Below are 14,454 nucleotides of genomic sequence, written 5' to 3'. Positions count from 1 at the left end.
ATGAACTTTAACCTGTCTGAATGGGCCTTAAAAAATAAGGGGCTGGTGCTATATTTTATGATCCTGCTGGGTCTGATCGGGATCGTCTCTTATTCCAAGCTGTCACAGAGCGAAGACCCGCCATTTACCTTTAAAGTCATGGTGGTACAGACTTACTGGCCGGGCGCGAGCGCCAAGGAAGTCTCTTTGCATGTCACGGACCGGATTGAAAAAGAGCTGATGACCACCGGGCAATATGAGCGGATCATGGCCTATTCACGTCCGGGTGAATCCATGGTGACCTTTATTGCCAAGGATTCTTTACATTCCAATGAAGTTGCCGATGTTTGGTATAACGTTCGTAAAAAGATCAATGACATCCGCCATGAACTGCCGCAAGGTGTACAAGGCCCATTTTTCAATGATGAGTTTGGCGATACCTTCGGGAATATCTATGTAATCAAGGGCGCAGACTTTGATTATGCCACGCTAAAAGACTATGCAGACCGTCTGCAACTCCAGCTGCAGCGTGTTAAAGATGTGGCCAAGGTGGAACTGATTGGCTTGCAGGACCAGAAAATCTGGATTGAAATCTCCAATACCAAAGCCACCCAGCTCGGTATTCCGGTGACTGCCATTCAACAGGCACTACAGCAGCAAAATGCCATGACCCATGCCGGTTTTTTTGAAACCGCCTCAGACCGGATTCAGGTTCGGGTGAGTGGTGCATTGCAGAGTGTGGAAGAGCTGCAACAACTGCCACTGTATGTCAATGGACAGACCATCCAGCTGGGAGATGTGGCGGAGGTTTATCGCGGTTTTACTGATCCGGCCCAGCCTCGTATGCGCTTTATGGGCGAGAAAGGGATTGGTATTGCGGTGTCGATGCGCAAAGGCGGCGATATTATTGCCCTGGGTAAAAATCTGGAACAGGAATTTGCCCGTCTGCAAAAAACCTTGCCACTGGGCATGCAGCTACAGAAAGTTTCCGATCAGCCGGTTGCGGTCAAGCGCAGTATCCACGAGTTTATGAAAGTGCTGGCTGAGGCCGTAATTATTGTGCTGCTGGTCAGTTTTTTCTCTCTCGGTTTCCGGACCGGTCTGGTGGTGGCCTTTTCGATTCCGCTGGTGCTGGCCATGACTTTTGCCGGCATGAATTTATTTGATGTCGGGCTGCATAAAATTTCTCTGGGGGCTTTGATTCTGGCCCTCGGTCTGCTGGTAGATGACGCTATCATTGCGATTGAAATGATGGCGATCAAGATGGAACAGGGCTTCAATCGCTTACAGGCTGCAGGTCATGCCTGGCGTACGACCGCTTTTCCGATGCTGACCGGTACCTTGATTACTGCTGCCGGTTTCCTGCCGATTGCAACAGCCGCGTCCAGTACCGGTGAATATACCCGTTCCATTTTCCAGGTGGTGACCATTGCCTTATTGATGTCCTGGGTGGCTGCAGTTCTGTTTGTGCCCTATCTGGGGGACAAGCTGCTGCCGGACTTTAATCAGGATTTAGTGCAAAAAGCGCCTTGGTATCAGCGTATATGGGCACGTCTGCGCAAACAGCCTGAACCTGCACCGGTCGTGCATCAGGCCGGGGAAGTGCATGATCCTTATCAGACCCGGTTTTATCAGGGCTTTCGGCGCTGGGTCAATACCTGTGTGACCTATCGCAAAACCGTGATTGCTGCGACCCTGGGTATTTTTATCTTATCGATTGTGATGTTTAAACTGGTTCCTCAGCAGTTCTTCCCGCCCTCGAATCGTGCTGAAATTCTGGTGGATTTAAAACTGGAAGAAGGGGCTTCACTAAAAGCCACCGAAGCAGCGGTTAGGAAGGTCGAGCAGTTCCTGTCCAAGCAGGAGGGCATCGACAATTATGTGGCCTATGTGGGCATCGGTTCGCCACGTTTCTATTTGCCGCTGGACCAGCAGTTGCCCCAGACCAGTTTTGCCCAGTTTGTAGTATTGGCTTCTTCCCTGGAAGATCGGAATGAAATCCGCACAGCCTTAAGTGACCAGATTCGGGTGCTATTGCCCGAGGTCAGGACACGTGTGTCTTTACTGGAAAATGGCCCACCTGTTGGCTATCCGCTGCAATTCCGGATTTCGGGAGAAGATCTGGTTCAGGTTCGTGAATGGGCACAGAAAGTGGCGACAACGGTGAGCCAAAACCCGAACAGTACCAATGTCCATCTGGACTGGGGTGAGCCGAGCAAAATGATTCAGCTGGAGATTGATCAGGACCGTGCCCGTCAGCTCGGAGTCAGCAGTACAGACCTGGCCAATTTCCTGAACAGCTCGATTTCAGGGGCAGCCATAGACCAGTTCCGGGAAAAACGCGAGCTGATTGAAATCCGGTTGCGGGGGGATGAAGCTGAACGGGTCGATGTCGGTTCACTCAGCAGTCTGGCGGTGCCGACTGCAACAGGTCATGCGGTGCCTCTGGCGCAAATTGCCAAGATTGAATATCGCTTTGAAGAAGGTCTGATCTGGCATCGTAACCGCTTGCCCACCATTACCGTACGTGCCGATATTCGCAGCCAGTTGCAACCTGCAACGGTGGTCAAGCAGTTGCAAGATGAGCTGGACCAAATCCGTACTGAGCTGCCGAGTGGTTATCTGCTGGAGGTAGGGGGGACTGTAGAAGAGTCTGCCCGTGGCCAGCGTTCGGTCAATGCTGGTATGCCGTTATTTTTAGCTGTGGTTATGACTCTGCTGATGATTCAGCTCAAGAGTATTTCCCGGGCTGTGATTGTGTTTTTAACCGCACCACTGGGGCTGATTGGTGTGGTCTTATTCTTGTTAATTTTCAATAAACCTTTCGGCTTTGTTGCCATGCTCGGCACGATTGCGCTGTCGGGCATGATCATGCGGAACTCACTCATCCTGATTGACCAGATTGAACAGGATATTCGGGCCGGGGAATCGCAGTGGGATGCCATTATCAATGCCACGGTGCGCCGTTGCCGGCCTATTGTGCTGACTGCTTTGGCGGCAGTTCTCGCTATGATTCCCTTATCCCGGAGTATCTTTTTTGGACCGATGGCCGTTGCCATCATGGGAGGATTGATTGTAGCGACTTTATTGACGCTATTTTTCCTGCCTGCCTTATATGCGCAGTGGTTTAAAGTAAGAAAAAGTGTAGATTCTGTTTAAATTTGTCATAATTTTAGGTGCGAAATATTGAAAATTTCAATATAGTAGGGCCTGCTATTTTAATAATTCGAACAAGATACGCTGCTGTAAATTTGGCGCTGTGCTGAACAGCACACTAAGGTTGAAAAACATGAATTCAGACACTCTTACCAAGATGCGACGTTCCCTGGGGATGGCTTATGTGTTCATGTTTTTGGCCTTGTTTACGGTGGTCAGTGGTTTATTGGCCTACTGGCTGGCACGTAAAGTCAGCCAGCTGGATTATGCCGAAGTTTGGTTACAGGCACAGGCCTTGTGGATCATGCGCAATATCGTGATTTATATCGTTCTGGCAGCCTTTGCAGCACTGTGGTTTATTCCTCTGTTTTTCTTTGCCTGGGACAGTCAGCTTTGGGTAAAAGCTTGTACGGTAACTGGTGTCATCTTCAGCTTTATTGCCTTTATTTTCCTGATTAATGCTTGGTTTAAAGGCATTCATAAATTTACGCAAAGAAAAGCTGTTTTCTAAAATCTACATTTTTTTCAGTATTCCCCTTGTAAAACTTGGTTTGACCCCAATTTCAGACCACAGTTGAGTATGAAATAAATTCCGTGAGGAGCATCGCCAGACATGGCTAAACGTGATTATTATGAGGTTTTGGGTATCGCTAAAACCGCTAGTGATGATGAAATTAAAAAAGCCTACCGTAAGTTGGCGATGAAATATCATCCAGACCGTAACCCGGACAACCCTGAAGCTGAAGAGAAGTTTAAAGAAGCTGCGGAAGCCTATGAAGTGCTGTCCGATAGTGAAAAACGCAGCATGTATGACCGTATGGGCCATCAGGCCTTTGAAGGTGGCATGGGGGGCGGCGCAGGCGGCTTTGGCGGATTCAGCGCAGAAGATATTTTCAGCCAGTTTGGTGATATTTTCGGGGGAGCGTTTGGCGGAGGTGGCCGTGGCCAGCAACGCCAGCGCCGTGGTTCAGACCTGCGCTATGTGATGGAACTGACGCTGGAAGAAGCGGTCAAGGGCGTCAAAAAAACCATTACTTTTACTGCACCGGCACCTTGTGAGGCTTGTGATGGTAAAGGTTCTAAAAACCCACATGATGTAGAAACCTGTCCGACCTGTCATGGTGCCGGTCAGGTGCGTATGCAGCAAGGCTTCTTCTCGGTACAGCAAACCTGTAGCACCTGTCGTGGTCAGGGCAAGATCATTAAGAATCCATGTAATAAATGTCATGGCTCGGGTGTATCTGAACGTCAGCAAACGCTGGAAGTGACTATTCCTGCGGGCGTGGACAATGGCGACCGTGTACGTCTGACCGGTAAAGGTGAAGCGATCCGTGATGGTCAGTCAGGCGATCTATACGTTGAAGTGGTGGTGCGTGAGCATGAAATCTTCCAGCGTGATGGGGCCGACCTGTATATGGATGTGCCTGTTTCGATTGCGGATGCAGCTTTGGGTAAAGAAGTGCAGATTCCAACTCTGGATGGGCGTGTCAGTCTGAAAATTCCTGAAGGCACTCAAACCGGTAAACTGTTCCGTTTACGGGGTAAGGGCGTGAAGCCGGTACGTTCGACCATGCAAGGTGATTTGCTCTGTCGTATCGTGGTGGAAACACCTGTCAATCTGTCCGCACGTCAACGTGAATTACTGAAAGAGTTGCAAGCGACTATGGAAGGTGAGGGAAGTAAGACCTCCCCAAAGAAAAAATCATTCTTTGACCGCTTATTTGACTGATCCAGCTTTCAGAGCACTAAAAAGGACGCTTAGGCGTCCTTTTTATGGGCTATAAGAAATTTTCACCTTAGATAGGTTTCTATTTTAATCTCAATCCTGCTTAGGCCCAGGTTTTATACACTTGAATAGTTGGCTTGTTTTTATAATCTCTCTGATAGGCGTATCCAGTCGTGTAAATGTCTGCTTCAAGAAGCTGGATGACTTTATTCTTTTGCGTAGTGGCCTTTTTATAAAATAAATAAATATATATATAAGAAAACTTGATTATTTTTATTTTTAGTGTATAGTGGTTTTAACTAGAAAAAAGTCTTGTTTCGGTAAATCTTCTTTAAGTATCGCAGTTTTATTTATAATCCTTCGTTTTTTCAGATTTTAAGTCTCATTCTTTATTATTTCAAAGTTATACTCAGTCAATAGCTTGGCTAAAAATTATTAAAAATTAATAGGATATATATATGTCAAACTCTAATGTCGTTAAAGGTACGGTAAAGTGGTTCAATGAAACTAAAGGTTTTGGTTTTATTCAACAAGAAGCTGGTCCAGACGTTTTTGCTCATTTTAGTGAAATTGCGAACTCAGGTTTTAAAACCTTATTTGAAGGCCAACAAGTTGAATTCAGCGTAGCACAAGGACAAAAAGGCCCGAATGCTGTAAATATTGTTGCTATCTAAGTAATTGTAAGTAGTACTATAAAAAAAGCACTTATGAGTGCTTTTTTTATGATGTTTAAATTTAATAAGAGCTTTACCCATTGGGAAAATCTAACAACTAGGATATAAATTGTTAAAAAATAATAATTTAATTGCAAAATCTCAAAATGGTACTGAAATTTTAGTATCGTTAACCCCGTTAAATAAAATGCAAAATACACGTCAAGGTTTAAAAACAGTGGAAGTCGGTAAAAGAGTTCTTCTAGAGTCAGGTATTGAAGTTGACTTAAATCTAGATGGGCGTAGTTTCTACACTTCTTCAAATAATTTATTTAAGCTCAATCATAGAGTTTCTAAAATTTAAAATCTTTTAGTATTAACACCTTATATTGATATTTCCTTATTATAATATTTCCAGAGAAAAAAATGCTTAAACAAAATATCTGTGTTAAAGATCAGTTTGGGGTTAAATACTCCATACAAGCTACTTTTAATGATCATGCTTCTAATTTTCATTCTAATGTAAAACATATCACGGTAGAGGGTGAAAATATCCGCCCCAGTCTTGAAATGTTGTTTAAAAGTGGGTTAAGTGGGAAAATTTTCAAAATTTTATCCTTAATTTAAATTTGCATGTGAAGTGTAATACCATGTTGTTGTCATCCTGCCTGACTCGGGCTGTTAAAGCCGCGTCTTTTTCTCGAACGATGATTCAAACATGGCATGGTTTTTGAAAGCTATGCATCCGTATCGTCATCCAAATCGCTGACTTTTCTAATAATCCTCTGATTAAGCCATTGGTATTTTTCTTCGAGTCTTGTTGCCAAGCGCTATAGACATCAGCAAAATATTCATTTATCTCTCTTTCTTCAGCAGCAGGTTCATGCAGGCTGAACTCCTTACCATTGTCTGCGGTAATGATTTTTAGCAGATCTTGGATAGGTTGGAACAGACGGATTGTGGTTTGGCAGATTTTCTCTGCCTGAGGTGAGCGGCAATTTATTCAACCAGAGATAGCCTGTCTGCCGATCTTCAATCGAAACCAGTGCTTGCGAATGGTTTTCTTGCCCACCATTTATCTATTTCCAGATCAGCAAAGCCAGTCTACTGCTCAATTTTAATAAGCCGATCCTGAATACGTTTACACTTACTCAACGGGTGACGGGTTCCAGAAAAGCCCTCCATCGGATAGGGCATAAATCTGATATTTTTCTTCCTTTCCCTATTTTAAGCTCTGTTGCATTGTATTTGAAAATTCAAGCAATAAAAAAAGCACCATTTGGCGCTTTTTTTAAGATCGAAATTTTAGCGTTTGACCACGATGGAATCGATACCACTATTTTGCAAGGTTTGCTGGGCAATAATGGCGGCTTCGGCTGAATCATAAGGGCCGGAAACAACACGGTACCAGATCTTGCCATTTTCCACACTACGTACCACATCTGCTGAGAGGCCATTTAAAATAATTTCAGCACGACGTGCATCTGCCTGATCCGGATCATCAAAACTGCGGACCTGCAGAATATAACTGGCGGGTGCGGGTTGTGGTGCTTCCGTCATTTCCTGACCGGGTTCTAGTGTGCTTTCAGGTTCAGTCACTTCAGGCTTAGGAGCTTCCACAATCACAATGGTATCTTGGGATTTGGCTTCAGGAACGGCCTGCTCTGGAATTGGGGTAACTTGTTGCTGTGGCAACAGATCATAAAAACGGTAATCCTCATTGGTCTCTTCTTCCTGATAATGCTGGGAAGTGACCTGATTTTTAGGTTTGACGGGCTCCCAGGGTTTCCACAACAGGAGAGCCATTAAAAAACTTAACACGATTAAAATGATCACGAGTGTGCCAAGCCAAGCTGGAATCAGTGGCTTTTTAGGCTTATTCGGTCTTTGAGATACACCGCGCTGCGTTTTTCCAAACACTGGGGATTTCCTCTTCTTTATATTTTGATAGGAAAAGCATAACAGCAGTTATGCCCTTACTATAGCGCAATCCTGAGACATCAGGATCTAAATATTCTTATTTAGATTGCAAACTTTCAAGATTTTATAATTTACTTGAACTTTCAAATAGATATAAAAGTCAGGAAAACCATGAGCAAGGCAGAGCAATGGCAAAAGGTCGCCTGCTGGCTCTGCACAGCTTTCATCTTCTAAGCATGTAAAGCAGTGCTTTGCTTTATAGACTTTTTTCGTGCCAAGCTCTCGTCTTGCGTCAATGTAAAAGCAGTGCTTTACATTGACTCGGGTGCAGAGACGCCCAGAAGTTCCAGACCATTATGCAGAACCTGACGTACGTTGACCGATAACAGCAAACGTGCCTGGGTTAATTCTGCATCATTACCCAGTACCTTGTTTTCGTTATACCAGCCATGGAACAGGGCAGCCAGTTCTTTCAGGTAGTTCCCAATCTGATGCGGTTCATAGCTGTTGGCAGCGCGCAGTACAATTTCAGGATAGGCAGCCAGTTTGGCCAGAATTTCAGTTTCGGCCTCCAGTTCCAGTTTTGCAGCCAGAGTACGTGCACTCGCTGCATCAAAGTTCACTCCGGTAGTCACAGCTTTTTCTAACATACGGCAGATACGGGCATGTGCGTACTGGATGTAATACACCGCATTGTCTTTGCTTTGCGATACTGCCAGATCCAGGTCAAAGTCGATGTGCTGTTCAGATTTACGCATGACATAATAGAAGCGGGCCGCATCGTTACCCACTTCTTTACGCAGGTCACGCAAGGTCACGAACTGGCCTGAACGGGATGACATTTGCACCATTTCGCCGCCACGCCATAAGCTGACGAACTGTACCAAAAGTACGGTCAGTTTCTTTGAGTCATAACCTAGCGCATCAATGGCTGCTTTCACACGTGCAATATAGCCATGGTGGTCTGAACCCCAGATATCAATAATATCGGTATAGCCACGTTGTAATTTGTTCAGGTGGTAGGCAATGTCAGAAGCGAAATAAGTGGTCTGTCCGTTACGGCGTTTGACCACACGGTCTTTTTCATCGCCAAATTCAGTTGACTTGAACCAGATATTGCCTTCAGCTTCATACAGGAAACCACGCTGATCCAGCGTTTGTAATGCTTCTTCAATTTTTTCAGTCAAGGAGGCTTCACTGAACCATTGGTTAAAAGTAACTCCAAACTCGCCCAGGTCATCTTTAATGTCATCCAGAATGGCTTTGAGCGCAGCCTGATGGAAGACACGGTAGCCTTTACCGAGCAGGGTTTGTGAGTTAAAAATCAGGCCATCAATATGTTTTTCTTTATCGCCTGACAGAACCACTTTATTGCCTTCAGCATCTAATTCAGCGGCGTATTGCACATCTTCAGGCACGTCTTTATACACGTCAGCCACAGGGCGTACATGTGCATCGCCATCTTGGTCGATAATACTTTGTGCGATTTCTTTAACGTAATTGCCTTGGTATGCATTTTTCGGGAACACCAGTTCCTGACCGTTTAATTGCAGATAACGTAAATAGGTTGACGTTGCCAGAATATCCATCTGACGGCCGGCATCATTGACATAGTATTCGCGGTCTACTTTGGCACCGGTGGCCTCAAGTAAATTAGCCACAGTCATGCCATAAGCTGCCCCACGGCCATGACCTACATGCAGGCTAGACGTCGGGTTAGCCGAAACAAATTCGACCTGAATGCGTTTTTCCGCATTGGCCTGAGTACGGCCATAAGTCGCTTGTTGGGCCTGAATCTGATCCAGTACGGCAAAGCGCTGATTGGCATTCAGAAAGAAGTTGATAAAGCCCGGACCTGCAATTTCGGCCTTGCTGATATCTGCCACTTCAGGTAACGCAGTCAGGATTTTTTCTGCTAAATCACGTGGCTTCATACCGGCAGCTTTAGACGCGATCATGGCAATATTTGAGGCAAAGTCACCATGGCTTCGGTCCTTGGTACGCGTCAAACTACTTGTGTTGTTCCAGTCAGATGGGAGTACGCCTTGTGCCTGTAAAGTTTGCACTGCATGATCGAGAGCTGCTTGTATTGCCGTATTCATAATCAGTCGAAAATAGATATCGCAGAAAAACAGCAAATATAGCAAATTTCATGCTCTTTAGGTAAAACCATTTGGACGAAATACAATTTATGACAATGCAGAAAAAATCACTCATCCAGAAATTTTTTTATTTAAACTTGAAAAAATCAAAATAGGTATCATGTGAAAATCATGATAATTTCGAATGCTCTACTTTAAGGCCCAAACACTGCTTTCAAAGGAATGAATTTGGCTTAATATGAGTATTCTGCACACAGTCTAAGAGTCAGTATGAATTCGCAACAACGCCCGGTCCTGATCGGCAATATTCCTAAACTTCCGGCGAAATGGGCCTTAATTATAGTACCTTTTATTTTGTCCTGCCTGATGAGCGGCATTATTTCCATGATCAACATGCTGCGCAATTTAGGCTGGATCGAAGGCTTTATGGCACTCTGGTTTCACAACTGGATGATTTCCTGGGCCATTGCCTTTCCTATTGTGGTAACGCTATTGCCTTTTGTACGTAAATTCACAGGTTTATTTGTGGATATGTCGGGCAATCCACCCTCCAAATAAACATTGATCCGGCAACCCTCCTGCTACTGAATCCTGCTCAATAAAAAATAAGGTCCGGCTGTTTTAGGGCAGAGGCGTGTAGGAGGCGGAGTCAAGCTAAATCAGGTGCTCAACCACAGCACGGATAATGCCCAGTACTAAACCGATACAGGCACCCACCACAACGCCATTAACCCGGATCATATGCAGGTCGCCACCCACTTCATTTTCAATCTTGTCGATCATCTCGGTTGAATCCCATTCGTGAATGCGTTCGCTGATAAAACGAATCACTTTTTCACTATACTGGTCACTGAGCTCAACCGCGAGGCTACTCAGGCGCTGGTTGAGCAGCTCCCGTACAGCCGTATTGGAAACGATATTTTCCCCGACCTGCTGTATGGCCACGCGCAGGTTCTCTGCAATCCCCGAGTCCGGTTTTTGTAGATCGTCCTTGATCGCATCGCATAAAATCACCACCGCACCACTGATAAAGTTCAGTACCTGCGGACTGTCAAGCAGGGCATTTTTAGTGTTATTCAAACGCTGGCTGGCCAGACTGTCATGATCCGCCAGTTGCAGCATCAGTTCCTGAGCTGCGGCCTCAATGTGAAGACGCCAAGGATGAGCCGGATCTGCCAGCATGGCTTCCACCCGCTGGATGACGGAGTCTATACTGCGCTGCTGCACATCAATACCGATCCAGCTGGCACCTTTGGCCAGTCGCCAGACTCCCATTTCCTTAAACAGGGTACGGGTCAGTTCGCGGGTCTGTTCCGGATGCGAGGTCATCCAGGCATGTACCACATCCAGACCGCGTTGTAATACATCCTGGTGGAAATCATTTTCTAAAACGGCGCGTAGCATTTCACTGGCCAGGGTATTGATCTGGGTGTTTCTGACCCATTGCACACTGTTGCTGTGGACAAATCCGGCAATTTGCTGCTGTCCGACAAATTCAAACACTTTAGGAACGGTCTGTTGAATGACCTGGGTGACCTGAGTGCTGTTATGCGGGTTGGCCAGCCAGCGTCCCGCCGCTAGACTCAAATCGGTATCGGCTAGGCTGCGCTCGACAATTTGGGGTGAGAGGAAATTTTCCTGAACAAAGCGTCCCATCGACTCGGCAATCCGGGCCTTGTTGCGCGGAATAATTTCGGTATGATCCCGCAGGAATTTTGGAATAGGCAGCTGGCCAAAAGGATTGCGGAACAGCACCGTAATGGCATACCAGTCAGCCAGTCCACCCACCACGCCCGCTTCGGCTGAAAGCATCAAGATATGAATCAGCCAGACATATTCAGGCAGCAGCTTGGCAGCAACCATCAGGGCCAACCAGGCCAGTACCGCCACCACCAGAGCGATCGTGGCAAAACGTTTACTGCGTTGTAAGCTCGGTGATGGTTGTTCTTTCTGCATACATGATCCTGTTATTGAGGAGTTGCCGGCTGGGGTTGCAGGACTGTACCGGATGGACTCACTCCATATTTAGCCCCAAGTGACTGTAAAATCAAGCGCGCATCAAAGGCATCCTGAGGTGCCTGGCCGGCCCGGAAGCACTCAATGGTATAGGCCACCTGGGCCGGGTCCAGAGTCACGGTATAAGGGCGGTCATAAAATGGGTCTGGCCAGAACCCCGGATAACGGCGGTAGTAAGCAGAGGGATAGAAGCTCGGTGCAGGATAGACAATCGCCTGGCGGGGGGGCTGCTGAGTCCGGTTGCTTGGATCATCCAGAACGCGAAAAAACTGGAAGCCATTCTGTACCGTCGTTTGGGCGGCTTTCAGCAGGGTAATTTCTTCTGCCGTAGCAAAACTCATATTGGGACGGGCCTGAAAGCTAATCCGGTAAGTCGTGGCATTTAAGGGCGTCGTGTTATAGCGCCCTAACTGATCAAAGGTCAAAGGTTTGGAGGGTGTGGTTGCGCAGCCACTCAGGCCAAGTGCAACAACTAGACCAAGTCCTAATAGGGTGTTTTTCATCTCCAATCTCCTGATAGATGATCCAGCAGTCGCAGAGCTTGAAAGGGAGAATCAAAAACTGCTGTCTGGCTGGGTCAGGAAAGTTAACTCTTCAGCGGTCGATGGGCGACCTAAAATCCGGTTACGGTGAGGATAACGCCCAAAGCGGTCAATAATCACCTTATGCTTTTTTTCAAACTCCAGATTAACCGGATTGCCCAGATGCTGGAACAGCTCCAAGGCATATTCATGAATCAGTCTGGATTCGCTATGCATGAACGGCATGTACAGGAAACTGCATTGTTCCGGGCTGAGCTGTTTGTCCAGATCCAGGCTAATTGTCTCCTGAGCCAGAGCCAGAGCCAAGGGATCCTGAGCAAAGGCCTGAGGAGAGTCACGAAACAGATTACGGGAAAACTGATCCAACACAATAATTTCAGCCAGTCGGCCTGCTATGCTTTTGCGCCAGCACCAGAGTTCGCCACGAGCTGCCTGTTGATGGATACTCATGAATTGTTGTGCAATATGCTGATCAAATTCCAGACTTTTGCTAAACCAGAAGGGCTGATGGTCGGCGTGGAACCAAAAGTCTAAAACATCTTGATAATTCATAGTATTTACAATTCTTTAGTCTGTATTGGTTAATAAATCACAAATTTCACATGTCTTATAGAGGAACTTTGTGTTAAAAAATTGCCCAGTTAAAAATCAATAGTTTGCCTGAAAACCCGGCAGGATGTAATGTGCCGACCAGAAATCACGTTATACTGCTATAAATTGATGATTCTACTTTATTAATAGTTACCCCCATGAAGCGAGATTGTAATGAGTCAACCTGAATCGACCGCCCACGATGTATTACCTGACTGGGTGGATTCATCGCTCATCCAAGGAATGCTGCGCGGTATCGAGCGCGAAAGCTTGCGTATGCAAAGCAACGGTTTCTTGTCCCAAGCGCCGCATCCTCGTGCCCTAGGTTCAGCCCTGACTCATCCACATATCACCACTGACTATTCTGAAGCCTTAATGGAGTTTATCACTCCACCGCAAAGCAGCATTCAAAAAGCCTTGGACTATCTGACCGATATTCATGCCGTCGCGCATCGCCAGCTGGAGAATGATGAAAAGCTCTGGCCGCTGTCGATGCCGTGCATGCTGGACCACAGTGATGAAAATATTCCGCTGGCCCAATATGGGACGTCTAATATCGGGCTGTTTAAAACCCTGTACCGTCATGGCTTGGGGGTGCGTTATGGCCGCCGTATGCAGACCATTTCCGGGGTGCATTATAACCTGTCTTTCCCGGATCATTTCTTTGAAGCCCTGCAACAGCAAGAAAGCGATGAAAATTTACGGGCACTCAGCTTGCAGGACTATCGCAGTCACCGTTATATGGGGCTGATCCGTAACTTTATCCGCCTGACGCCACTGGTAATTTTTCTGGTCGGGGCCAGCCCGGCGGTCTGCCAGTGCTTTATGAGTGGCCGAGATCATCATTTACTGCCGCTGGTTAAAGGCACCCTGTATACCCCGTATGCGACCGCTTTGCGCATGGGACGTTTTGGCTATCAGAACTCTGCACAGAAGCAACTGGGCATTCACTACAATGACCTGCAAGGCTATCTGGAAGGACTGCAAAAAGCCGTCAAAACCCCTTATAAGCCATTTAGTCGTCTGGGCCTGAATGACCCGCAGGGACAGCCAATCCAGATCAATGATCATGTACTGCAAATTGAAAATGAATATTACAGTCTGGTGCGTCCCAAACAGGTCCCCGAAGCCGGTGAGACCCCGTCACAGGCCCTGCAAAACCGCGGGATTGGCTATGTCGAGCTACGGGCGGTAGACGTCAACCCGTATAGCCCGATTGGTATTAATGAAGATACTGCCGGTTTCCTGGAAGTGGTTGCATTGTACTGTCTGCTGCAAGACAGCCCGGCATTGTTGGCTGCAGAGCAGGAAATTATTGAACGAAATCAGACCGAAGTGGTCAATCGTGGCCGTGCCTTCAATGCCGCTATTGTCGAAGATGGCCAGCATTATCCGATTGAAGACTGGTGTGCCCAGCTGCTGACACGTATGCAGCCCTTGGCTGAGCTGCTTGACCAGACTTATGACACAGGACTTTATCAGCATGCCATGCAGATCATGCAAGGTCGGGTGGATGAAGTCGATGCCACTTTATCTGCCTTAATTGTCGGAGATATCCGTGCTGCAAGCAGCATGTGGCATTTTGGACAGCATCTGGCCCAGCAGCATAGTCAAGTCTATGAATCGCATCCGCTCAGTGCCGAAACAGCAGCTTATTTTGATGAAATATCACAAAGCTCATTGCAGCAACAACAGCAGCTCGAGCAAGCGTGCAGTATCAACTTCAGTGATTATTTAGCGCAATATCGATAAAACAAGAAAAGAGGATT

The 14,454-nt window shown here is 46.6% G+C and carries 13 protein-coding genes; 8 read left to right on the top strand and 5 right to left on the bottom strand.

The features are described from left to right. The 6 genes from NI461_RS06840 (at position 1) to NI461_RS06815 (ending at position 6,141) form a co-directional block, all read left to right on the top strand. Positions 1-3,138 carry an efflux RND transporter permease subunit gene (locus NI461_RS06840; RefSeq protein ID WP_253156845.1) on the top strand — a complete coding sequence of 1,046 codons (3,138 nt, stop codon included), beginning with the start codon at positions 1-3 and terminating at the stop codon, positions 3,136-3,138. A 130-nt stretch (positions 3,139-3,268) separates the two neighbouring features. Beyond that, on the top strand, positions 3,269-3,646 hold the full coding sequence (locus NI461_RS06835; RefSeq protein WP_174659068.1) for a hypothetical protein: 378 nt from the start codon (positions 3,269-3,271) through the stop codon (positions 3,644-3,646). Between the two features lie 102 nt (positions 3,647-3,748). Further along, positions 3,749-4,864 carry a molecular chaperone DnaJ gene (dnaJ, locus tag NI461_RS06830; RefSeq protein ID WP_151207175.1) on the top strand — a complete coding sequence of 372 codons (1,116 nt, stop codon included), beginning with the start codon at positions 3,749-3,751 and terminating at the stop codon, positions 4,862-4,864. A 455-nt stretch (positions 4,865-5,319) separates the two neighbouring features. Further along, entirely contained in the window at positions 5,320-5,535 is a 216-nt protein-coding gene (locus NI461_RS06825) for a cold-shock protein (RefSeq protein WP_151205465.1), read from the top strand. A gap of 109 nt (positions 5,536-5,644) precedes the next feature. Next, on the top strand, positions 5,645-5,878 hold the full coding sequence (locus tag NI461_RS06820) for a hypothetical protein (RefSeq protein ID WP_151205464.1): 234 nt from the start codon (positions 5,645-5,647) through the stop codon (positions 5,876-5,878). A gap of 62 nt (positions 5,879-5,940) precedes the next feature. Beyond that, complete coding sequence (locus NI461_RS06815; RefSeq protein ID WP_174659069.1) at positions 5,941-6,141, top strand: hypothetical protein; 201 nt, start codon at positions 5,941-5,943, stop codon at positions 6,139-6,141. Positions 6,142-6,819: 678 nt separating this feature from the next. Here NI461_RS06815 and NI461_RS06810 read toward each other — a convergent pair. Continuing rightward, positions 6,820-7,434 carry an SPOR domain-containing protein gene (locus tag NI461_RS06810; RefSeq protein WP_174659070.1) on the bottom strand — a complete coding sequence of 205 codons (615 nt, stop codon included), beginning with the start codon at positions 7,432-7,434 and terminating at the stop codon, positions 6,820-6,822. A 311-nt stretch (positions 7,435-7,745) separates the two neighbouring features. Next, positions 7,746-9,536, bottom strand: coding sequence for an arginine--tRNA ligase (gene argS, locus NI461_RS06805; protein ID WP_253156842.1), 1,791 nt, complete (start codon positions 9,534-9,536; stop codon positions 7,746-7,748). Between the two features lie 270 nt (positions 9,537-9,806). On the opposite strand from argS, the gene NI461_RS06800 reads away from it, so the two are divergent. Beyond that, on the top strand, positions 9,807-10,094 hold the full coding sequence (locus tag NI461_RS06800) for a DUF2798 domain-containing protein (RefSeq protein ID WP_151205460.1): 288 nt from the start codon (positions 9,807-9,809) through the stop codon (positions 10,092-10,094). A gap of 96 nt (positions 10,095-10,190) precedes the next feature. Here the strand turns inward: NI461_RS06800 and NI461_RS06795 are convergent, their stop codons facing one another. The 3 genes from NI461_RS06795 to NI461_RS06785 are packed head-to-tail and all read right to left on the bottom strand — an operon-like array spanning position 10,191 to position 12,646. Continuing rightward, positions 10,191-11,492: a DUF445 domain-containing protein gene (locus NI461_RS06795; RefSeq protein ID WP_174659072.1), complete on the bottom strand. Its 1,302-nt coding sequence runs from the start codon at positions 11,490-11,492 to the stop codon at positions 10,191-10,193. Positions 11,493-11,503: 11 nt separating this feature from the next. Then, positions 11,504-12,055: a hypothetical protein gene (locus NI461_RS06790; protein ID WP_151207187.1), complete on the bottom strand. Its 552-nt coding sequence runs from the start codon at positions 12,053-12,055 to the stop codon at positions 11,504-11,506. 51 nt (positions 12,056-12,106) lie between these two features. Then, positions 12,107-12,646, bottom strand: a complete 540-nt coding sequence (locus NI461_RS06785; RefSeq protein WP_151205615.1) for a DUF924 family protein — start codon at positions 12,644-12,646, stop codon at positions 12,107-12,109. Between the two features lie 213 nt (positions 12,647-12,859). On the opposite strand from NI461_RS06785, the gene gshA reads away from it, so the two are divergent. Continuing rightward, positions 12,860-14,437, top strand: coding sequence for a glutamate--cysteine ligase (gene gshA / locus NI461_RS06780; RefSeq protein ID WP_174659073.1), 1,578 nt, complete (start codon positions 12,860-12,862; stop codon positions 14,435-14,437). Positions 14,438-14,454: the final 17 nt, after the last annotated feature.

Origin of the sequence: Acinetobacter sp. S4400-12 (genome assembly GCF_024129495.1) — a bacterium.
GTDB lineage: Bacteria > Pseudomonadota > Gammaproteobacteria > Pseudomonadales > Moraxellaceae > Acinetobacter > Acinetobacter lwoffii_C.
Note: the sequence above shows the minus strand (reverse complement) of the source record. Positions and strands in the feature narration are given on the sequence as shown.

Coding starts and splice junctions, on each gene's coding strand:
- NI461_RS06840 (WP_253156845.1), top strand. CDS start 1: ATGAACTTTAACCTGTCTGAATGGGCCTTAAAAAATAAGGGGCTGGTG.
- NI461_RS06835 (WP_174659068.1), top strand. CDS start 3,269: ATGAATTCAGACACTCTTACCAAGATGCGACGTTCCCTGGGGATGGCT.
- dnaJ (WP_151207175.1), top strand. CDS start 3,749: ATGGCTAAACGTGATTATTATGAGGTTTTGGGTATCGCTAAAACCGCT.
- NI461_RS06825 (WP_151205465.1), top strand. CDS start 5,320: ATGTCAAACTCTAATGTCGTTAAAGGTACGGTAAAGTGGTTCAATGAA.
- NI461_RS06815 (WP_174659069.1), top strand. CDS start 5,941: ATGCTTAAACAAAATATCTGTGTTAAAGATCAGTTTGGGGTTAAATAC.
- argS (WP_253156842.1), bottom strand. CDS start 9,536: ATGAATACGGCAATACAAGCAGCTCTCGATCATGCAGTGCAAACTTTA.
- NI461_RS06800 (WP_151205460.1), top strand. CDS start 9,807: ATGAATTCGCAACAACGCCCGGTCCTGATCGGCAATATTCCTAAACTT.
- NI461_RS06795 (WP_174659072.1), bottom strand. CDS start 11,492: ATGCAGAAAGAACAACCATCACCGAGCTTACAACGCAGTAAACGTTTT.
- NI461_RS06790 (WP_151207187.1), bottom strand. CDS start 12,055: ATGAAAAACACCCTATTAGGACTTGGTCTAGTTGTTGCACTTGGCCTG.
- NI461_RS06785 (WP_151205615.1), bottom strand. CDS start 12,646: ATGAATTATCAAGATGTTTTAGACTTTTGGTTCCACGCCGACCATCAG.
- gshA (WP_174659073.1), top strand. CDS start 12,860: ATGAGTCAACCTGAATCGACCGCCCACGATGTATTACCTGACTGGGTG.